The sequence below is a fragment of the Streptomyces sp. MMG1121 genome, from assembly GCF_001280015.1.
In the GTDB taxonomy this organism is placed as follows: Bacteria; Actinomycetota; Actinomycetes; order Streptomycetales; family Streptomycetaceae; genus Streptomyces.
This window is the reverse complement of sequence record NZ_LGDV01000025.1, coordinates 39,615-57,816: the sequence shown is the minus strand read 5'-3', so window position 1 is coordinate 57,816 and position 18,202 is coordinate 39,615. Positions and strand designations below refer to the sequence as shown.

Here is an 18,202-nt window from a genome sequence, read left to right as displayed (position 1 = left end):
GAGCTGAGGAGCGTTGCATGAGCATGGCCGTGGTCGGCATGATCGCCGGAATGGCGCTGGGATTCGCCGGGTACTTCGGCGGTTTCGGCGCGTTCCTGCTGGTGGCGGCCCTGGGGGCGATCGGGTTCGTGGTCGGCCGGTTCGCGGAGGGCGACCTGGAACTGGGCGACTTCTTCCGGACCCGTGACGACCGGCGCGACCGGCGGCGGTGACCTGAGGTGAGCGCCGGGACCGGCGTGGCGCGGCCGCGCCCGCCCCTCGCGCCGCCGGGCGAGCGAGGGGCCCTGCGGATCGCCGACCGGGTCGTGGCGAAGATCGCCGCACAGGCCGCCCGCGAGGTGCTGCCACCCCTGCCCGCCGACGCCGCCGCCCCGCACGCCACGGTCGTCGTCCACCACCGGGCGGCCCGCATCCGCGTGCACCTCGAACTCGGCTACCCCTGCGACATCGGCGCCCACTGCGCCGCCGTGCGTCGCCAAGTCGCCGAGCGGGTAAGGGCGTTGGTGGACATGGAGGTGCCCGAGGTCGCCGTGGAGGTCGAGCGGCTGCATCCGGCACCGGCAGCCGACGCGGTCCACGGGAGGGCAGGATGAGCGAGCCCCAAGGCCCCCCGACCCTCGACAAGGCCCCGGCCGCAGCGCCGCCCGCTGTCCAGGGCAGCGGTCGCTTCTGGTCGCCGCGCCGCGTTCCGTCCGTCGTCGTCGCCGTCCTGCTCCTGGCCGGCGCCGGCCTCCTGCTGTACGACATCGCCGCCGTCCGCGCCCACCACCCGGCGATGCACTGGCGCCGCGCGCTCGCCCGGCAACTGGCCGAGCGGCAGCTGGACGACACCTGGGTGCTGGCCGGCGCGGGTGTCGCCGTCGCCCTCGGCCTGTGGCTGATCGTCCTCGCGGTCACGCCCGGCCGGCGCGGCCTGCTGCCCATGTGGCGCCCGCACCCCGAGGTCCGCGCCGCCCTCGACCGGGAGGCGGCTGCGCTGCTGCTGCGCGACCGGGCCCTGGACGTGTCCGGGGTCCGGTCGGTGCGGGTGCGGATGCGCCGCACGAGGGCCGACGTCCGCGCCGAGTCGCACTTCCGTGACCTGGACGACGTACACGCCGACCTGGCCCTGACGCTGGGCGACGCGATCCGGGGCCTCGGCCTGGCCCGGCCGCCCACCCTGTCGCTGCGGGTGGCCCGGCCCGGACGGAAGGGGTGAGGCGATGCGCACGGGCCGCCTGAACCGCGTCGTGCTTGCTCTCGCCGGCCTGCTCCTGCTCGTGCTCGGCGGTGCGGTGCTGGCCGTCGGCCTGGGCGCGCCGGTGCCCTCCTGGTGGATCCACACCGGCGCGCACGACGTCCTGCTGAGCCGGGCCGAGCGCACCCGCTGGCGGCACACCGACTGGTGGTGGCCGACCGCCCTCGCCGCGCCGGCCGTTCTGGTCCTGCTCGCCCTGTGGTGGCTGACGACGGTGCTGCGCCGCCGCCGGCTGGCCGAGATCCTCGTCGACACCGGCGACGGCGAGTCCGCCCTCCTGCGCGGCAGGGCCCTGGAGGCGGCGCTGGCCCGGGACGCCGTCCGGCAGGAGGGCGTGGCCCACGCCGAGGTCCTCCTGCGCGGCCGCCGTACGGCACCCACGGCGAGGATCTGGCTCCAACTGGAGCCGCACGTGGACCCGGCGACGGCCCTGCGGGACTTCACGGCGCGGGCACTGACGCACGCACGCGAGTCGGCGAGGACGGGGTCCCTCCCGGCGGAGGTACGTCTGCGGACGGTCAAGCACCGTGCGGAAAGGGTGATTTGACCGTTCAGAACCCGTGCCGCATGCCCCCGTCCACGGGCACCATGATCCCCGTCAGATAGGACGCGGCCGGAGACAGCAGGAACGCCGCGACCCGGCCGAACTCCTCCGGCGTCCCGTAGCGCCGCAGCGGGATCCTGGACTCGTGCGCGGCCCGCGTGGCCTCGGGGTCGGCGGACAGACCGTCCAGCTCGCGCACGCGATCCGTGTCGATGCGCGAGGGCAGCAGCCCGAGCACCCGGATCCCGCGCGGTCCCAGCTCGTCGGCGAGGGACTTGGCGAAGCCGGCGAGTCCCGGCCGCAGCCCGTTGGAGATGGTCAGCCCGGGGATCGGCTCGTGCACCGACGCGGACAGCACGAACCCGATGACCCCGCCCGGCTCCAGCTCGGCCGCCGCCGCGCGCGCGAGCCTGACCGCGCCGAGGAACACCGACTCGAACGCGTGCTGCCACTGCTCGTCGGTGTTGTCCGCGACGAACCCGGGCGGCGGCCCGCCCACGCTCACCAGCACGCCGTGAAAGCCGCCGAACTGCTCACGGGCGGCCGCGACGAGCCGCTCGGCGGCCCCGGCGTCGGCGTTGTCCACGGCCACGCCCAGCGCGTTCGGGCCCAGTTCGGCGGCGGCGTCGGCGACCCGCTTCTCGTCCCGGCCGCTGATCACGACCTTCGCCCCGTCGGCGACGAGTTCCCGCGCGGCGGCGTTGCCCAGCCCGCGCGTCGCTCCGGTGACGACGTACACCCGGTCCTTCAGTCCAAGATCCATGGCCCCTATCCTGCCTGGTCGTCCCCGAAGAGGGTGAGGGCGGTGTTCACGAGGGCGATGTGGCTGAAGGCCTGCGGGAAGTTGCCCACCTGGCGGCCCAGCTCCGGCTCGTACTCCTCCGCCAGCAGCCCCACGTCGTTGGTGAGGCCCACCAGCCGCTCGAACAACTCCCGGGCCTCGTCCCCGCGACCGGTCACGTGCAGGGCCTGCGCGAGCCAGAACGAGCAGGCCAAGAAGGCGCCCTCGCCGCCCGGCATGCCGTCCACGCCGACGGCGTCGATGTCGTAACGGCGCAGGAAGCCGCCGTGGTCCAGGTCCGCGCGGACCGCGTCGACCGTGCCGATCACCCGCGGATCGTCGGGCGGCAGGAAGCCGACACGGGGGATCATCAGCAGGGCGGCGTCCAGCTCGCGCGAACCGTAGTACTGGGTGAACGTGTTGCGCCGCGGGTCGTAGCCCTGTGCGCACACCTCCCGGTGCACCTCGTCGCGCATGGCCCGCCAGCCGTCCAGATCGCCGCTCAGCTCCGGGTACCGTTCCAGCGTCCGTACGGCGCGGTCGGCGGCCACCCAGACCATCACCTTCGAGTGCACGAACTGGCGCCGGCCGCCGCGCACCTCCCACAGGCCCTCGTCGGGCTGGCGCCAGGACGACTGCAGGAACTCCATCAGCGCGCGCTGGAACGCCCACATGTGGGGCTTGGCGCTCAGCCCTGAGTCCCGGGCCAGCCACAGCGAGTCCATCACCTCCCCGTACACATCCAGCTGAAGCTGGTCCACGGCGCCGTTGCCCACCCGCACCGGCGCGGAGCCGGCGAAGCCGGGCAGCCAGGGCAGCTCCCATTCCGGCAGCCGGCGCTCGCCCGCCACGCCGTACATGATCTGCAGGTCCGCCGGATCGCCCGCGACCGCGCGCAGCAGCCAGTCGCGCCAGGCCTCGGCCTCCTTGTGGTACCCCGCGGACAGCATGGCGCCGAGGGTGAGGGTGGAATCGCGCAGCCAGCAGAAGCGGTAGTCCCAGTTGCGCACGCCCCCCAGCTCCTCGGGCAGCGAGGTGGTGGCCGCGGCGACGATCCCGCCCGTCGGGGCGTAGGTGAGCGCCTTGAGGGTGATCAGGGACCGTACGACGGCGTCCCGGTACGGCCCGGCATAGCGGCAGCGGGCCGCCCAGCGCCGCCAGTCCCGGACACTGCTGCTCAGCGCCGCGTAGGGGTCGGTGAGCGGCGGGCGCGGCTCGTGCGAGGGGTGCCAGGTGAGCACGAACGCGACCCGCTCGCCCTCGGCGAGGGTGAACTCCGAGTGGGTGCCGTAGTCCTCGCCCCAGGTGCGTACCGACGGCTCCGAGCGCAGCCAGACCGAGTCCGGCCCCGCGACGGCCACCCGGTGCCCGTCCGAGCGGCGCACCCACGGCATGATCGAGCCGTAGTCGAAGCGCAGGCGGAGCGTGCTGCGGACGGTGACGCGGCCGCTGATCCCCTCGACGATGCGCACGATGTCCGGGGCGCGGTCCCGCTGCGGCATCAGGTCGGTGACGCGGACCGTGCCGTGGGCGGTGTCCCACTCGGTGTCGAGGACGAGCGTGTTGGGCCGGTAGGCGCGGCGGGTGCACACACCAGCGTCCTCGGGAGCCATCCGCCAGTACCCGTGGTTCTCGTCGCCCAGCAGCCGGGCGAAGCAGGCGCCGGAGTCGAAGCGGGGCAGGCACAGCCAGTCGATCGAGCCGTCGGTGCCGACCAGGGCCGCGGTCTGCTCGTCGCCGATGAGGGCGTAGTCCTCGATGCGCGCGTTCACGGGATGCGGTTTCCCGGCTTTCCCGGCGGGCAAGAGGGCCGAACAGGTGGTGCGCCCGGGGAGCCCGCGCCGCTCGGTGCGGCGGTACGGCTATACGGCGGCCGGTTCCGGCTCCTCCGGCGCGGTCTCGGCGGCGGCCTCCTCGCGGTCGCGGATCTCACGCCGGACCAGGAACCACCAGCCGACCGGGACGCCCGCGGCGAACAGCCACCACTGGATCATGTACGCGTAGTTCAGCGGGGCGTCCTCGCTGCCCGGGTCCGAGATCTGCTCCGGGGAGTCGGTCTGGGGCCCCGTCTGCTCGACATAGCCGCCGAGCACCTGGGCGCCGAGCCGGTGCGCCTCCTCCGTGCTGTTGATCAGCATGATCTGCCGGTCGGGCAGGCCCTTGACGTTCTTGATGCCGCTCGCCGCGGTCGTCTCGTCGGCCATCAGCCGTCCGGTGATGGTGGTGCGGCCGGCCGGCGGGGCGGGGATCTTCGGGAAGGCGGTCTGCGCGCCGTTCGCGGGGATCCAGCCGCGGTTGACCAGCACCACCTTGCCGTCGGCGAGGACGAGCGGGGTGAGCACGTGGTAGCCGACCTCGTCGTCGGAGTTGGTCCGGCGTCGGACCACGACCTCCTTGGCGGTGTCGAAGGTGCCGGTCGCGGTGACCGTGCGGTACTTCTCGGTGCGGGTCACGGCGTGCCCGGGAGCGGACAGCTGCTCGACCGGCACGGGCTTGGCGTGCAGTGCGGAGGAGACCAGGTTGTTGCGCGCGGTCCGCTCGTCGTACCGGTGCCCCTGCCAGATGCCGAGCCGGATCATCGTCGGGATCAGCGCGATCGAGACGAGGGTGAGGATCACCCACTGGGCGGACAACAGGAAGCGGTAGCGGCGCACCCCACGACGGTACCTCCGGGCCGTGGGGCGCCTTCAGGGGGGTACCCGGGTCACACCCGGTCCACCACTCCCGTCTTGCCGTCCTGGCGGGCGCAGTGGGCGCCGCAGTACCAGCTGCCCTCCGCCTCCACTCCCTGGCCGATGATCTGCACCCGGCAGTGGTCGCAGATCGGTGCCATGCGGTGGATCGCACAGGAGAAGCAGTCGAAGACGTGCACCGCGCCCTGCGCGTGGACCTCGAAGGTCATTCCGTAGTCGTTGCCGCAAACTTCACATTTCGCCATGCGCCACAGGGTGGGCCGTCGCCGGGGTGCGGGCGAGTGGCCGGTGGGTGAGTCCTACGACAATCACCCGTTCGTACGGTCATGTGGCGTACGGTCCCGCACCCCTCGGTCGCGCATCGGCCGGTCACCCGTCGGCGGGCTCGACATCCCGCAGTAGCTGCCCGAAGGCGGCCTCGTCGAGCACCGGTGTGCCGAACTGCCGCGCCTTGACCACCTTGGACGTGCCCGAGTCGGGGTCGTTGGTCACCAGCAGGCTGGTCAGCCGGGAGATGCTGGTCGCCACGTGCAGTCCGGCCTCGGCCGCCCGGTCCTCCAGCAGCTCGCGGTCGACGGAGGTGTCACCGGAGAACGCCACCCGCATGCCCTGTTTGAGGCGTTTGCCGTCCTCGTACCGTCCGGGGTTGGGGTAGGGGCAGGCGGGCCGCTTCCGGGGCGCGCGCCAACTGCCCGGACGGAAGCCTCCGTAGCCGCCGGACGACTGCCGGGGCACCGGGCGGTCCGACCACTCCGTCAACGACCGGCACTCCAGCAGCGGCAGCCGCACGCCGCCCGCCGCCGCGGCCAGGAGGCTCGGCCGGAACGCCTCCGCCAGCACGCGCGCGTCGTCCAGCGCGTGGTGCGCACGTTGCTGCACGACCCCGTAGTGCGCCGCCAGCGACTCCAGTTTGAAGTTGGGCAGCGGCAGCCCCAGCTCCTTCGACAGCGCGATGGTGCACAGGCGCTGGCGCACCGGAGCCTCGCGCTTCGCGCGCGCGTACTCCCGCGCGATCATCTGCCAGTCGAAGACGGCGTTGTGCGCGACGAGCACCCGGCCGTCCAGCCGGGCGGCGAACTCCTCCGCGATGTCTCCGAAGAGCGGCGCCCCTTCCAGGGTCTCGCTCGTCAGGCCGTGTATCCACACGGGTCCCGGATCGCGCTCCGGGTTGACCAGCGTGTACCAGTGGTCCTCGACCGCGCCGCGCTCGTCCAGCCGGTAGACGGCCGCCGAGATGATCCGGTCGTCCCGGGCCAGGCCGGTGGTCTCCACGTCAACGACCGCGTATCCCTTCGGGTACGCGGCCGGCCACTGGGTGGGGGAGGACACTGCGGTCGCACGGTCTTCGAGCATGGTCATTGAGGATACGGGCCCTCACTGACAGCACGGTCCCGCAGGTACCGGTCCCGGTGACCCGGCTCCGTCCGGGCGCTCGGGAGCCGCACACGCGTGCGTGCTTGCGGCCGTGCCGCTCAGCCGACCGGGTCGGACGGACGGGCGGGTGAGCGGTCGGCCGGTGCCAGCAGGGACCGTACCAGCGCGCGTACGGCCGTCCGGAACAGCCGTTCCGTGTCCACCGGGCGGGCCAGCGCGCGGGCCAGCGCGGGGTCGTCCCCGGCGGTCTCGGCGCCCCACAGCTCCTCCTCGCCGGGATGCTGCGCCGGAGCCCGCTCGCGGTTACGCTCCACCAGCACATGCCCGACGACCTGGAACTGCACGGCCCGTACGAACTCGGCGGCCCGGGTGCCGCGCAGCCCGGCCGCGTGCGCCTCGCGCACCAGGACCCGCTGGGCGGGCAGGAACATCCGCTCGGTCAGCCCCCGCTCGTGCACCAGCGCCACCAGATGCGGATGGTCGCGCAGTTGGCGGCGCAGGGCGCACGCGACGCCGACCACGCGCTGCTCGGGGGTGTGCCCGGACGGCCGGATCTCGCCCAGCTCGGCCATGGTCCGCTCCACGAGGGCGTCGAGCAGCGCCTCACGGCCGCCCACGTGCCAGTAGATCGACGTCACGGCCGTGCCCAGCTCGGCGGCGAGCCCCCGCATGGTGAGCGCGTCCGGTCCGTGCTCCTTCACCAGACCCGCGGCGGCCGCCAGCACCGCCTCCCGGCTCAGTGCACCTCTCGCCCCGTTCGGCATGATCCCCCCAACTCGCGTTCGTACACGGGTCTTTACCCCGCACGAGGTCTGCTGTAACTGTGTTACAGGTGACGGCCAGTCAGGAACTGGGCTGCCGGAAGAAGGGCGGTACGGCGTATGACACGCGCACGGTACGGCGCACGGACCGAGCGGGAGGTCTCCGCCACGCGCACCGCGAGCGCGCGGCTTCCCGACATCTGGTCCACCGGTGTGGTGGCCGTCTGGGAGACCGACCCGGACGCCGTCGCGGCGGTGCTGCCGCCACCTCTGAAACCCACCGGTCTCCCGCTCGTCCGGGTGAACATCAGCACGGTGGACCTGCCCGGATACCCGCTCGGCGCGGGCTCGTTCGCGGTCGCCGCCGCGCACGGCACGGTCGAGGGCTGGTATCCGCTGGTCATGCCGATGACCCACGAGCGCGCCCTCACCGGCGGCCGCGAGGTCTTCGGCGAGCCCAAGAAGCTCGGCGAGGTGACCGTCGAGCGCGACGGCCCGGCCGTGCGCGCGGCCCTGGCCCGGCACGGCATCGCCTTCGTCGAGGTGCGTGGCGCGGTGAGCGGGGAGCTGCCCGTGCCCGAGCCCTCCCGCAAGACCGACTTCTACTTCAAGTTCCTTCCCGCCGTGGACGGTTCCGGCTTCGACACCGACCCGGTGCTGGTGCACTGCGTGCGTCACGAGAAGGTGCGCCGGCTGGAGCGGATCGGCGGCGACGTCGTCCTGCGCGAGTCGGCGTACGACCCCGTGGCCGACCTGCCGGTGCTGCGCCTGCGCGAGATCACCATCGGCGAGAAGACCAGCGACCAGAGCGGCCGGGTGGTCGAACGCGTCAACGCCCAGGCGCTGTTGCCGTACATCCATCAGCGCTACGACGATCCGCTCCAGATCCTCGACGCGCCGCCCGAGGGGAGCCACTGATGGATCTGCAGGCGGGACAGGTCGCCGTCGTCACCGGGGCGGCGAGCGGGATCGGGCTCGCGATGGCCCGGCGGTTCGCGGCCGAGGGCCTGAAGGTGGTCCTCGCCGACGTGGAGGAGGCCGCCCTCGGCAAGGCCGCGGCCGAACTGCGCGCGGCGGGCGCCGACGTGCACACGCGCGTGGTGGACGTCGGCGAGCGCGCCGAGGTCATGGAGCTGGCCGAGACGGTGTACGACACCTACGGCGCGGTGCACGTCCTGTGCAACAACGCGGGTGTCGGCTCCGGAGCCGAGGGCCGGATGTGGGAGCACGAACCGAACGACTGGCAGTGGGCGTTCGCCGTCAACGTGTGGGGCGTCTTCCACGGTGTCCAGGCGTTCGTTCCACGGATGATCAACTCCGGTCAACCCGGTCATGTGGTCAACACGTCCTCCGGTGACGGCGGTATCGCACCGCTGCCGACCGCCTCCGTCTACGCGGTCACCAAGGCGGCCGTCGTCACCCTGACCGAGTCCCTGTACGCCCATCTCAAGGCCGAGCACGCGCGCGTGGGCGCTTCCGTGCTCTTCCCGGGCCCGCACATGCTGCGCACCGGCCTGTGGGAGTCGCACCGCAACCGCCCCGCCCGCTACGCCAAGCAGCGTCCCCGGAAGACGCCGTACCGCAGCCTCGACCAGTGGGAGGCGGCGATGCGCGCATCCGGCAAGGAGGTCCGCTTCACGCCGGTCGAGCAGGTCGCCGGCCTCGTCGTGGACGGCATCCGCGCGGACCGCTTCTGGCTGCTGCCGGCGAGCGAGCACAGCGACGCCCAGATCCGTGCGCGGGCCCGCTCGATGCTGGACCGAGCGAACCCGTCGTACCTCGAAAACTTCATCCTGGACTGAGAGGGGGCCGCGATGACCGACGCCGTTTCCGGCGGGGACCCGTATCTGATCATCTCCTCCGACTGTCATGCCGGACTGCCCACCGAGGAGTACCGGCCCTATCTGGAGTCCCGTTTCCACCGGGACTTCGACGAGTTCCTCGCGGGCCGCGACCGGCGCCGCGAGGAGATGAACCGGCTCGGCATCCGCAACGAGGCGTTCGCGGCCAAGTGGTTCGAGGACAACGAGGAGGGCCTGCGCGGCGGCTGGGACAGCGCGCAGCGGCTGAAGGAGCTGGACGGGGACGGCGTGGCCGCCGAGGTGGTCTTCCCGGACGCCGACGCCGTCGACAGCCGCACCGCCGCCCCCTTCGGCGTCGGCCTCGGCCTGAGCGGCGACCAGGACCCCGAGCTGGGCATGGCGGGCGCCAAGGCGCACAACCGCTGGCTCGCGGAGTTCGTCTCCGCGCATCCCGAACGGCACTGCGGCGTCGCCCTGTTGCCGATCACCGGCGAGGTCCGCGAGGTCGTCGCCGAGGTCCAGCGTGCCAGGGAGTCCGGCCTGGGCGCCCTGATGATCCCCTCCATGTGGGTCGACAAGGAGCCGTACCACGACCGCCGTTACGACCCCGTGTGGGCGGCCGCCGCCGAGTGCGCCATGCCGGTGCTCACCCACTCCGGCGCCGCCCCGCGCGAGGAGTACGGCGACCACCTCGGCATCTACGTGAGCGAGGTGACCTGGTGGCCGGCCCGGCCGCTGTGGTTCCTGCTCTGGTCCGGCGTCTTCGAACGCCACCCGGGCCTGCGCTTCGGCGTCGCCGAGTCCGGCTGCTGGTGGCTGCCGAACCTGCTGTGGTTCATGGACCGCCTCTACCTCGGCGCGCACGGCGGCAAGAAGCTCTCGCCGTTCGAGGAGCTGAAGCGCCCGCCGCACGAGTACCTGGACCGGCAGGTCTTCGTCTGCGCGACCAACACCAAACGGCGTGAGCTGGCCCAGCGCTACGAGATCGGCGTCGACAACATCCTGTGGGGCAGCGACTTCCCGCACCCCGAGGGCACCTGGCCCGACACGCGCGCGTGGCTGCGCCGCACCTTCCACGACATCCCCGTCAGCGAGACCCGCCGGATGCTCGGTCTCGCCGCCGCCGAGGTCTTCGGCTTCGACACCGAGGGGCTCGCGCCCCTGGCCCGCCGCATCGGCCCCACCCCCGCCGACCTCGGCCAGCCGGCCGACCAGGCGGCCGTCGAGGCCTCCTGGGCGCGCTCGCGCGAGACGGGCCGGCACTGGCTGACCGGCCACGACTTCCCGGTCCTGGGGGCGACGCGATGAACGACGACCGCTACACGGTGATTTCCGCCGACTGCCACGCGGGTGCCGACCTGCTGGACTACAAGCCGTACCTGGAGAAGCGGTACCACGACGACTTCGACGTCTGGGCGGCCACCTACGTCAACCCGCACGAGGACCTGCTCGCCGACTACGCCGACCGGAACTGGAACTCTGAGCGGCGCCTCGCGGAGCTGGAGGCGGACGGGATCGTCGCCGAGGTGATCTTCCCGAACACCATTCCGCCGTTCTTCCCGTCCAGCTCGCTCATGGCCCAGCCGACCGGTCCCGAGGACCTCGCACGCCGCTGGGCCGGCCTGCGCGCCCACAACCGCTGGCTCGCGGACTTCTGCGCCGCCGCGCCGGGCCGCCGGGCGGGTGTCTTCCAGATCCTGCTGGGCGACGTCGAGGAGGCGGTGAAGGAGATCCGCCGGGCCGCCTCGGCGGGCCTGAAGGGCGGTCTGATGCTGCCCGGCACCCCGCCCGGCTGCGGGCTGCCCGAGCTGTACTCGCGGACGTACGACCCGGTCTGGGCCACCTGCGCCGAACTCGGCGTCCCCGTCAACCACCACGCCGGCTCGGCCTCCCCGCCGCTCGGCGAGGAACCGGCCGCCCGCGCGGTGTTCATGGTGGAGACGACCTGGTTCTCCCACCGCGCCCTGTGGCACCTGGTGTTCGGCGGCGCCTTCCGCCGCCATCCGGAGCTGCGGCTGGTCCTGACCGAACAGGGCTCGGGCTGGATCCCCGGAGTGCTCGGCATGCTGGACTACTACCACGCCCGGCTGGTCGCGGCGGCCACGAAGGCCGAGACCGCCGAGGCCAGGTTCGGCGCCGGTCTGGCCGCCGGCATGGGCGCGGCGCCCTCCCGGGTGTGGCGGGACAACTGCTACGTCGGCGCCAGCTTCATGCGCCCGCACGAGGTGCCGCTGCGCGACCGCATCGGCGTCGACAAGATCATGTGGGGCAGCGACTACCCGCACGACGAGGGCACCCACCCGTACACCCGCGAGGCCCTGCGGTTCGCCTACGCGGGCGTCCCGCGCGCGGAGCTGGCGGCCATGCTCGGCGGCAACGCGGCCCGCGTCTACGGCTTCGACCTCGCCCTCCTGGACCCCATCGCGGCGAAGGTGGGCCCGACGGTGGCCGAGATCGCCGAGCCGCTGGCGCAACCCCCGGCGGACGCGACCAGCCCGGTGTTCGCGCGGGGGGCGTCGCTACGGGTGTGGTGAGGCAGGAGAGGCCGTGACCCCGCGCGCGGGGCATGGGGGCGTCGGTCCGGTGCGGGCGGGCCCGGGGGTGCGATCCTCCCTGCTGTGACGGAACCCACCCACGAAGAGGCCCACGGCGGCGCACTCGGCTCGCGGCTGAACTGGCTGCGGGCCGCCGTGCTCGGCGCGAACGACGGCATCGTCTCCACCGCCGGAATCGTCGTCGGTGTGGCCGGCGCGACCGGGAGCCGGTCCGCCCTGCTCACCGCCGGGCTGGCCGGCCTGCTCGCCGGCTCGATGTCCATGGCGGCCGGCGAGTACGTCTCCGTCTCCACCCAGCGCGACTCCGAGAGGGCCGCGCTGGCCACGGAGAAACGGGAACTGCGGGAGCAGCCGGAGGCCGAACTGCGGGAGCTGACCGGTCTGCTGCAGGAGCGCGGCCTCACCCGCGAGGTGGCTCGGGAGGCCGCCGAGCAGCTCACCGCGCGGGACCCGCTGCAGGCGCACGCGCGCGTGGAGCTGGGTATCGACCCGAACGAGCTGGCCAACCCCTGGCACGCGGCCTGGGCGAGCTTCCTGGCCTTCACCGTGGGCGCGCTGCTGCCGCTGCTGGCCATCGTGCTGCCCCCGGCCGGCTGGCGGCTCCCCGTCACCGTCGTCTCCGTCCTGGCCGCCCTCGTCCTCACCGGCTGGAGCAGCGCCCGCCTCGGCGCGGCGGACCCCCGGCGAGCGGTACTGCGCAACGTGGTCGGCGGGGCCCTGGCCATGGGGGTCACCTACGCGGCCGGCCGCCTCCTGGGCGCGGCGGGCGTGTGAGCGGTCCGCGCGCCGTGCCGGCCGTGCCTGCGCCGGTCAGAGCACCCTCGGCGCGCGGGGCGCCGACGCCGCGGCGTACCGTGAGGTGCGCTCGAACACCCCCCGGGCGCATCGCACGACCTCCGCACGAGAAGGACCCTCGCCATGCGCGCCACCACCATCCACGCTCCCTACGACATGCGCGTGGAGAACGTCCCCGAGCCCGTGGTGCAGCTGCCCACCGACGCCGTCGTACGGGTCCTGCGCGCCTGCATCTGCGGCAGCGACCTGTGGGCCTACCGCGGCGAGGCGGCCCGTCAGCCGGGGCAGCGCATCGGGCACGAGTTCCTCGGCGTCGTCGAGGAGACCGGCTCCGAGGTGGGCACCGTCCGGCGCGGCGACCTGGTGGTCGCGCCCTTCATGTGGTCCGACGGCGTGTGCGACTACTGCCGCGAGGGCCTGACGACCTCGTGCGAGCACGGCGGTTTCTGGGGCTCGGTCGGCTACGACGGCGGCCAGGGCGAGGCGGTGCGCGTGCCGTTCGCCGACGGCACCCTCGTCCAGCTCCCCAAGGACGCGGCCTCCGACGACCATCTGCTGTCCGCCCTGCTGACCCTCTCCGACGTCCTCGGCACCGGACACCACGCCGCGCTCGGCGCGGGTGCCCGCCCCGGCGCCACGGTCGCGGTCGTCGGTGACGGCGCGGTCGGCCTGTGTGCCGTCCTGGCCGCCAAGCGGCTCGGCGCCGAGCGGATCATCGCGCTCGGCCGCCACGAGGTCCGTACCGACATCGCGCGCCGCTTCGGCGCCACCGACATCGTCGCCGAGCGCGGGGACGCGGCCGTCGAGGCCGTCCGCGAGCTGACCCGCGGCCAGGGCGCGCACGCCGTCGTGGAGGCCGTCGGCACCGAACAGTCCATGCGGACGGCCGTCAACATCGCCCGCGACGGCGGCGCGATCGGCTTCGTCGGCGTGCCGCACGGCAGCGGCACCGGCCTGGACCTCAGCGTCATGTTCGACCGGAACATCGCCCTGCGCGGCGGTGTCGCCCCGGTCCGCGCCTACATCCCCGATCTGCTCCCCGACGTTCTGGACGGCACGATCGACCCCTCGCCGGTGTTCGACCTGACCGTCGGCATCGAGGGCGTGCCCGGCGGCTACAAGGCGATGGACGAGCGCACCGCCCTCAAGGTGCTCGTCACCAACGGCTAGCCACCCGGCCAGGACCAGCGGATCGGCAGCGGCAGCGCCGTGAGCAGGCCCGAGACCGCCACGACCGCGCCCAGTGCGACCACCTCGGCCCGCGCGGGCGCGGACGCGGTCAGCGGGTCCCGCGCGCGGCGCAGCCGGATCCGTGCCCACAGGGCGAGCAGGGCGACGACGGCGACCAGGACGACCTTGGCCAGCACGGTGCGCCCGTACGCCGTCGTCGTCAGCTGGTCCAGGACCGTGGCCGCCGGCATCCGCCGCAGCGCACTGCACACGCCCGTCGCGGTGATGGCCGCGAGCAGGACGAGCGCCACGCGCGCGTAGCGGCCGAGCAGCGCGGCACCCGCCGGGTGGCCGCGCCACACCCCTAGCAGGCGCAGGGCGTGGAGCAGACCCCCGGCCCACAGCGCTGCGCACGTCAGGTGGACCAGGGTCAGCGCGGAGCCGGTCAGCGGGCTCTGCTCGGTCGCGGGGTGCGCCCGCAGCGCCTCCGCGACCACCACCGCGGCCAGCGGCCACACCTGCGCCGCCGGGCGCCGCGAGAGGGCGCACAGGGCCGTCAGGAGGAAGGCGTTGACCTCCAGCAGGGCCAGCTTTCCGTCGCGAGAGCCGTACAGGCCGCCGACGTCGATCTGGCCCGGGCCGTGCGGGACCAGATTGCCCGCGGACACCACCGAGGCGAGCGCCAGCGCGGCGCCGAAGCCGGCCCAGGCGGCGAACGGCGCCCAGCCGCGCGGCCGTTCGGGCGGGGCACCGGGCAGGCGCCGGGCGATCCGGTGCACGAGCAGCTCTCCCAGCGGCACGCTCAGCGCGGCGAACAGCACCGCGCGCAGCAGACCGATGCCGCCCGCCCCCGGCGCGGCGGCCTCCCCGGTACCGTGCAGTGCCGCCAACGGTCCGAGCAGCGGGATCAGGGCACCCAGCGCAGTCAGGACCAGAACGGCGACGGTCCGGCCGGTGCCGCCCTCCTCGGTCGCCTCGGCGGCCGGTCGTAGCGTGCTCATCCCGAGATCTTCGCCAACCGCCGCAGAACCGGGCAAGTCCCTGAAAACAACTGGCGGTACGGCATTCCGTGCATCCGTACGTTTCCGGCCATCCGCGCTCACCGCCAGCGCGCCGGCTCCGACCCCCAGGGCACCGGAGGCGCCGCCCAGCCGGCCGGGCCCCCCGCGAAGGCCACCGGCGGCCTGGCGTGCCGCAGCCGGCCGAGCGGGCCGTCCGTCTCGGTCAGCCAGGCGTCCGGGCCCCCGTACGGCGCACCCGTGGCCCGAGCCGGCCGGATCCCGTCCGTCAGCCAGCGTGCGGTCCGGGCCAGCGCCAGCCGCACCGACCGGCCGCCGCCGTCGTACGACTGCTCGGTCAGCGACCGCAGGACGGCCGCCGCGAGCAGATAGCCGGTGCCGTGGTCCAGCGCCTGCGCGGGCAGCGCGCCGGGCTCCTCGGCCGAGCCTTCGGTCGTCGCGATGCCGGTCGCGACCTGCACCAGGCTGTCGAAGCCGCGCCGCGCGCCCCAGGGCCCGTACGCGCCCCACGCCGAGACCTGCGCCACGACCAGCCCGGGCCGGCGCGCGATCAGGGCCTTCGGGGAGAGCCCGAACCGGTCCAGGGTGCCCGGCCGGTACCCGGTGACGACGACGTCCGCCGACGCCAGCAGTTCCTCGAAGGCATCGCGGCCGGTGCCCAGGTCGAGCGTGGCGGACCGCTTGCCGAAGCCCGTGTCGGCGTGCTGGTCGGGGAGTTCGGGCAGCCAGGGGGCGTCCAGGCGCAGCACGTCCGCGCCCAGCAGCGCGAGGGTGCGGGTGGCGACGGGACCGGCGAGGACCCGGGTCAGGTCGAGGACCCGCAGCCCGGCGGCGGGCAGCAGGGGAGCGGTCCCGGGGCCGAGCGGGGTGAACACGCGCGCGTGCGTGGCGTCCAGGTGGGCGCGCTCGACCAGCGGGCGCGCGGCCACCTCGGCGGCCTGCTCGGTGGCCGCCCACTCCTTCGGGGTGCGCAGGGCCACGGCCAGGCCGCCGGCGCCGTAGACCGCCTCCTCGACCTCCAGGGCGGGCCGTTCGGCGAGCCGTGCGGCCGCGTCCTGTGCCGAGGCGTCCCCGGGCAGGCCCAGCGCGCCGAGCAACCGGGCCCGGTGGTGCGGGTAGTTGGCGTGGGTGCGCACCCAGCCGTCGGCCGTCCGCCAGAACCGCGACAGCGGCGCGAAGGCGACCGGCGCCCGCCCGTCGACCAGCAGCTGGCGCTCACTGTGGAAGGCGGCCGCGACGGCGCCGTCGTCGATCCGGACGGCGGGCACCTCGGCGAGCCCGGCCCGGCGGGCCGCCAGCTCCGCGGCGGCCAGCGCGCAGGCGCCGACACACGCGCGCGCCAGCTGCCGTACGGGAAGGCGCGACGGAAGAGCGCCGGGGCGCTCGACCGTCGTCACCCGGGAGAGGAGGGCAGGATCGCCGCCCAGCGCGGTCCATGCGAGCGCGATGTCTGACGAGATGTCGGACGAGATGTCTGACGCGGTATCTGTCATGACTACACTATGCATGATTGATCGATCAATATTGATTCAATCAACCTGTGCGGTAGATGCGAACGGGCAATCCGTACGGGTGATCCGAACGAGGGAGCCCTACTCGGTCACCGCGGCCAGCGCGTCCGCCGTGCCCCAGCCGTAGAAGCCGTTGTAGTTCTTCGCCCCCTCGCACACCGCGTCGACCTTGCCGTCCCCGTCGATGTCGTACGGATCCGTGCACGGCGTGGCGTCGGCCTCCGCGTACAGCAGGGCCTTCACGAGGGCCGCCGGGGCGTGTGGATGGGTTGACTTGATCAATGCGGCGACGCCCGCGACGTGCGGGGTCGCCATCGACGTCCCGGCCATGTAGCCCCACTTGCCGCCGGGCAGCGGGCCCAGGATGAGGCCGCTCGTCGCCGGGGGCTGCGGCTTCTGGTAGGCGGTCGAGTCGCCGCCGGGCGCGGCGATGTCGATCACGCCGAGGCCGTAGTTGGAGAACGACGACTTCAGGCCCTTCGCGCCGGTCGCCGCGACCGTCACGACACCCGGCAGCTGGGTCGGTATGTCGGAGCACCTGTGCGGGTCGATCACGCGGTCCGACGGGGTGCCGTCGTTCGGGGAGGCCGGGTCGGTGATCGAGTCGGACGCGAGGTCGTAGCTCTCGTTGCCCGCCGCCGCGACGTTGACCGTGCCCTTCTTCTCCGCGTACCGCGAGGCCCGGGTGATGGCGTCGACGAGCGCCTTCTGGTCCGGATCGCCGGTGCAGTTGAAGTACCACGGGTCGGTGTAATAGCTGTTGTTGGTCACGTCGACGTGGTGCTCGGCCGCCCACATGAAGCCGCACACCACGGCCTCGGTGTAGAAGTACCCGTTCGGGTTCGCGACCTTGATGCCGGCCACCTTGACGCCCGGCGCCACCCCGGTGACTCCGACGCCGTTCTTCGCAGCCGCGATCTCACCGGCCACGTGCGTGCCGTGCGGGCTCTCCGACGCACTCGGCCGCCAGGCGCCGTCCGTCGTGTCGGGCCTGCCGGACACGCAGTTGGCCGAGGCCGCGCGGTCGAAGTTGGGCGCGATGTCCGGATGGGTGTCGTCCACGCCGGTGTCGATGACCGCGACCGTGACGTCCGGGCTGCCCAGGGTCTTCTCGTGCGCCTTGTCCGCCTTGACGGCCGGCAGATCCCACTGCAGCGGCTCCAGCGGGTCCTGCCCCGCCGTCGCCCGCGCACCGGCCGCGGCGATCTCCTTCGCACCGAGCGCCTTCGGGGTACCCACGTCGGTGGTGGACTGGGCGGGCAGCGGCGCGGTGCGCGTGGCACCGGCCGAGTCCACCCCGCGCACCCCGCGGATCTCCGCGGCGAAGTCCGGGTCGGCCGAGTGGGCGACGATCACGCCGATCCGGTCGTACGCGATCACCACCGAACCGCCGGCCCGGGCGATCGCCTCCTGCACGTGCGCCGAGACGCCGTGTCCCGGGCGGACGTTGACGACATAGCTGAGCGCGGTCCCCTCGGAGGCGGCCGCCGGGGTGTTCTCCGTCGCGGACGCGGTGACGTTCGGCAGGAACGCGAGTGCTGTGGCCAGGGCCGTCCCGGCCGGGATCGCGAGGGCGCGGCGCAAGCGCGGCTTGGGCGCTGTCATGGGTCGGTTCTCTCCAGTTCGTTCGCGGTCGGTACGAGCATGCCGTGCGGGAAGTCCCGGAAGAAGAGGCCTACTTGACGGTGCGCGGCGCGTTGACGGGCGTGGCGAGCGCGAGCCCGCGTCTGGAGCGCAGATGAGCCATGGGATCTCCACATCATCCGGGTACGAAACCGCCCGAGACACAGGTGGTGCTCGGGCAGGTACATCACGGGTAGCGCAGGGCGAAGCTATCTCCCCGGCTCAGTGATCGGCAATGACTTGGCAATGACTCATCAAGACCGCTTGCGGTTCAACTCATAGGACTTGAACCGGTCCTTGCGTGGCGCCGTGGACCTTGGGCAGGGGGCATGAGCAC

General features: G+C 73.5%; 19 protein-coding genes. 10 read left to right on the top strand and 9 right to left on the bottom strand.

What is annotated here, in order from left to right:
• Positions 1-17: 17 nt before the first annotated feature.
• From ADK64_RS04295 to amaP, 4 genes are read left to right on the top strand one after another with little or no spacing between them, the layout of a single operon-like run.
• Entirely contained in the window at positions 18-212 is a 195-nt protein-coding gene (locus ADK64_RS04295) for a hypothetical protein (protein WP_053654947.1), read from the top strand.
• Between the two features lie 6 nt (positions 213-218).
• Positions 219-593 (top strand): hypothetical protein, encoded by a 375-nt coding sequence (locus ADK64_RS04290; protein ID WP_053654945.1) that lies wholly within the window; start codon positions 219-221, stop codon positions 591-593.
• Positions 590-1,198 carry a DUF6286 domain-containing protein gene (locus tag ADK64_RS04285; protein WP_053654943.1) on the top strand — a complete coding sequence of 203 codons (609 nt, stop codon included), beginning with the start codon at positions 590-592 and terminating at the stop codon, positions 1,196-1,198. Before ADK64_RS04290 ends, ADK64_RS04285 begins: the two co-directional genes overlap by 4 nt.
• A gap of 4 nt (positions 1,199-1,202) precedes the next feature.
• Positions 1,203-1,784, top strand: coding sequence for an alkaline shock response membrane anchor protein AmaP (amaP, locus tag ADK64_RS04280; protein ID WP_053654941.1), 582 nt, complete (start codon positions 1,203-1,205; stop codon positions 1,782-1,784).
• A 4-nt stretch (positions 1,785-1,788) separates the two neighbouring features.
• Here the strand turns inward: amaP and ADK64_RS04275 are convergent, their stop codons facing one another.
• From ADK64_RS04275 to ADK64_RS04250, 6 genes are all read right to left on the bottom strand, one after another.
• The gene (locus ADK64_RS04275; RefSeq protein WP_053654939.1) at positions 1,789-2,544 is read right to left on the bottom strand and encodes an SDR family oxidoreductase; all 756 of its coding nucleotides are present in this window, start codon (positions 2,542-2,544) and stop codon (positions 1,789-1,791) included.
• 5 nt (positions 2,545-2,549) lie between these two features.
• The gene (locus tag ADK64_RS04270) at positions 2,550-4,334 is read right to left on the bottom strand and encodes a glycoside hydrolase family 15 protein (protein ID WP_053654937.1); all 1,785 of its coding nucleotides are present in this window, start codon (positions 4,332-4,334) and stop codon (positions 2,550-2,552) included.
• Positions 4,335-4,424: 90 nt separating this feature from the next.
• Positions 4,425-5,216: an SURF1 family protein gene (locus ADK64_RS04265; protein ID WP_053654936.1), complete on the bottom strand. Its 792-nt coding sequence runs from the start codon at positions 5,214-5,216 to the stop codon at positions 4,425-4,427.
• A 50-nt stretch (positions 5,217-5,266) separates the two neighbouring features.
• Positions 5,267-5,500 carry a hypothetical protein gene (locus ADK64_RS04260; RefSeq protein ID WP_053654934.1) on the bottom strand — a complete coding sequence of 78 codons (234 nt, stop codon included), beginning with the start codon at positions 5,498-5,500 and terminating at the stop codon, positions 5,267-5,269.
• Positions 5,501-5,624: 124 nt separating this feature from the next.
• Positions 5,625-6,608 carry a DEDDh family exonuclease gene (locus ADK64_RS04255; protein WP_053655163.1) on the bottom strand — a complete coding sequence of 328 codons (984 nt, stop codon included), beginning with the start codon at positions 6,606-6,608 and terminating at the stop codon, positions 5,625-5,627.
• Positions 6,609-6,727: 119 nt separating this feature from the next.
• Positions 6,728-7,393: a TetR/AcrR family transcriptional regulator gene (locus tag ADK64_RS04250; RefSeq protein ID WP_053654932.1), complete on the bottom strand. Its 666-nt coding sequence runs from the start codon at positions 7,391-7,393 to the stop codon at positions 6,728-6,730.
• A 117-nt stretch (positions 7,394-7,510) separates the two neighbouring features.
• Here ADK64_RS04250 and ADK64_RS04245 point away from each other — a divergent pair, with 117 nt between their 5' ends.
• From ADK64_RS04245 to ADK64_RS04220, 6 genes are all read left to right on the top strand, one after another.
• Positions 7,511-8,308 (top strand): acetoacetate decarboxylase family protein, encoded by a 798-nt coding sequence (locus ADK64_RS04245; RefSeq protein WP_053654930.1) that lies wholly within the window; start codon positions 7,511-7,513, stop codon positions 8,306-8,308.
• Complete coding sequence (locus ADK64_RS04240; protein WP_053654928.1) at positions 8,308-9,192, top strand: SDR family NAD(P)-dependent oxidoreductase; 885 nt, start codon at positions 8,308-8,310, stop codon at positions 9,190-9,192. Before ADK64_RS04245 ends, ADK64_RS04240 begins: the two co-directional genes overlap by 1 nt.
• Before the next feature lie 12 nt (positions 9,193-9,204).
• Entirely contained in the window at positions 9,205-10,500 is a 1,296-nt protein-coding gene (locus ADK64_RS04235; RefSeq protein WP_053654925.1) for an amidohydrolase family protein, read from the top strand.
• The gene (locus ADK64_RS04230) at positions 10,497-11,726 is read left to right on the top strand and encodes an amidohydrolase family protein (RefSeq protein ID WP_053654923.1); all 1,230 of its coding nucleotides are present in this window, start codon (positions 10,497-10,499) and stop codon (positions 11,724-11,726) included. The genes ADK64_RS04235 and ADK64_RS04230 overlap by 4 nt, the downstream gene beginning before the upstream one ends.
• 84 nt (positions 11,727-11,810) lie before the next feature.
• On the top strand, positions 11,811-12,521 hold the full coding sequence (locus ADK64_RS04225) for a VIT1/CCC1 transporter family protein (protein ID WP_053654921.1): 711 nt from the start codon (positions 11,811-11,813) through the stop codon (positions 12,519-12,521).
• Between the two features lie 144 nt (positions 12,522-12,665).
• Positions 12,666-13,712 (top strand): zinc-dependent alcohol dehydrogenase family protein, encoded by a 1,047-nt coding sequence (locus ADK64_RS04220; protein WP_053654919.1) that lies wholly within the window; start codon positions 12,666-12,668, stop codon positions 13,710-13,712.
• On the opposite strand, the gene ADK64_RS04215 is transcribed toward ADK64_RS04220, so the two are convergent.
• From ADK64_RS04215 to ADK64_RS04205, 3 genes are all read right to left on the bottom strand, one after another.
• Positions 13,709-14,713, bottom strand: a complete 1,005-nt coding sequence (locus ADK64_RS04215) for a CopD family protein (RefSeq protein WP_053654915.1) — start codon at positions 14,711-14,713, stop codon at positions 13,709-13,711. The two genes, ADK64_RS04220 and ADK64_RS04215, sit on opposite strands and share 4 nt — an antisense overlap.
• A gap of 98 nt (positions 14,714-14,811) precedes the next feature.
• The gene (locus ADK64_RS04210; protein WP_053654911.1) at positions 14,812-16,224 is read right to left on the bottom strand and encodes a CoA transferase; all 1,413 of its coding nucleotides are present in this window, start codon (positions 16,222-16,224) and stop codon (positions 14,812-14,814) included.
• A 99-nt stretch (positions 16,225-16,323) separates the two neighbouring features.
• Entirely contained in the window at positions 16,324-17,847 is a 1,524-nt protein-coding gene (locus ADK64_RS04205; RefSeq protein WP_053654909.1) for a S8 family peptidase, read from the bottom strand.
• Positions 17,848-18,202: the final 355 nt, after the last annotated feature.

Excerpts from the sequence above, each read along its gene's own strand:
- ADK64_RS04295 (WP_053654947.1), top strand. The coding sequence starts at position 18 with ATGAGCATGGCCGTGGTCGGCATGATCGCCGGAATGGCGCTGGGATTC.
- ADK64_RS04275 (WP_053654939.1), bottom strand. The coding sequence starts at position 2,544 with ATGGATCTTGGACTGAAGGACCGGGTGTACGTCGTCACCGGAGCGACG.
- amaP (WP_053654941.1), top strand. The coding sequence starts at position 1,203 with ATGCGCACGGGCCGCCTGAACCGCGTCGTGCTTGCTCTCGCCGGCCTG.
- ADK64_RS04285 (WP_053654943.1), top strand. The coding sequence starts at position 590 with ATGAGCGAGCCCCAAGGCCCCCCGACCCTCGACAAGGCCCCGGCCGCA.
- ADK64_RS04235 (WP_053654925.1), top strand. The coding sequence starts at position 9,205 with ATGACCGACGCCGTTTCCGGCGGGGACCCGTATCTGATCATCTCCTCC.
- ADK64_RS04210 (WP_053654911.1), bottom strand. The coding sequence starts at position 16,224 with ATGACAGATACCGCGTCAGACATCTCGTCCGACATCTCGTCAGACATC.
- ADK64_RS04240 (WP_053654928.1), top strand. The coding sequence starts at position 8,308 with ATGGATCTGCAGGCGGGACAGGTCGCCGTCGTCACCGGGGCGGCGAGC.
- ADK64_RS04215 (WP_053654915.1), bottom strand. The coding sequence starts at position 14,713 with ATGAGCACGCTACGACCGGCCGCCGAGGCGACCGAGGAGGGCGGCACC.
- ADK64_RS04255 (WP_053655163.1), bottom strand. The coding sequence starts at position 6,608 with ATGCTCGAAGACCGTGCGACCGCAGTGTCCTCCCCCACCCAGTGGCCG.
- ADK64_RS04260 (WP_053654934.1), bottom strand. The coding sequence starts at position 5,500 with ATGGCGAAATGTGAAGTTTGCGGCAACGACTACGGAATGACCTTCGAG.
- ADK64_RS04220 (WP_053654919.1), top strand. The coding sequence starts at position 12,666 with ATGCGCGCCACCACCATCCACGCTCCCTACGACATGCGCGTGGAGAAC.
- ADK64_RS04230 (WP_053654923.1), top strand. The coding sequence starts at position 10,497 with ATGAACGACGACCGCTACACGGTGATTTCCGCCGACTGCCACGCGGGT.
- ADK64_RS04250 (WP_053654932.1), bottom strand. The coding sequence starts at position 7,393 with ATGCCGAACGGGGCGAGAGGTGCACTGAGCCGGGAGGCGGTGCTGGCG.
- ADK64_RS04245 (WP_053654930.1), top strand. The coding sequence starts at position 7,511 with ATGACACGCGCACGGTACGGCGCACGGACCGAGCGGGAGGTCTCCGCC.
- ADK64_RS04205 (WP_053654909.1), bottom strand. The coding sequence starts at position 17,847 with ATGACAGCGCCCAAGCCGCGCTTGCGCCGCGCCCTCGCGATCCCGGCC.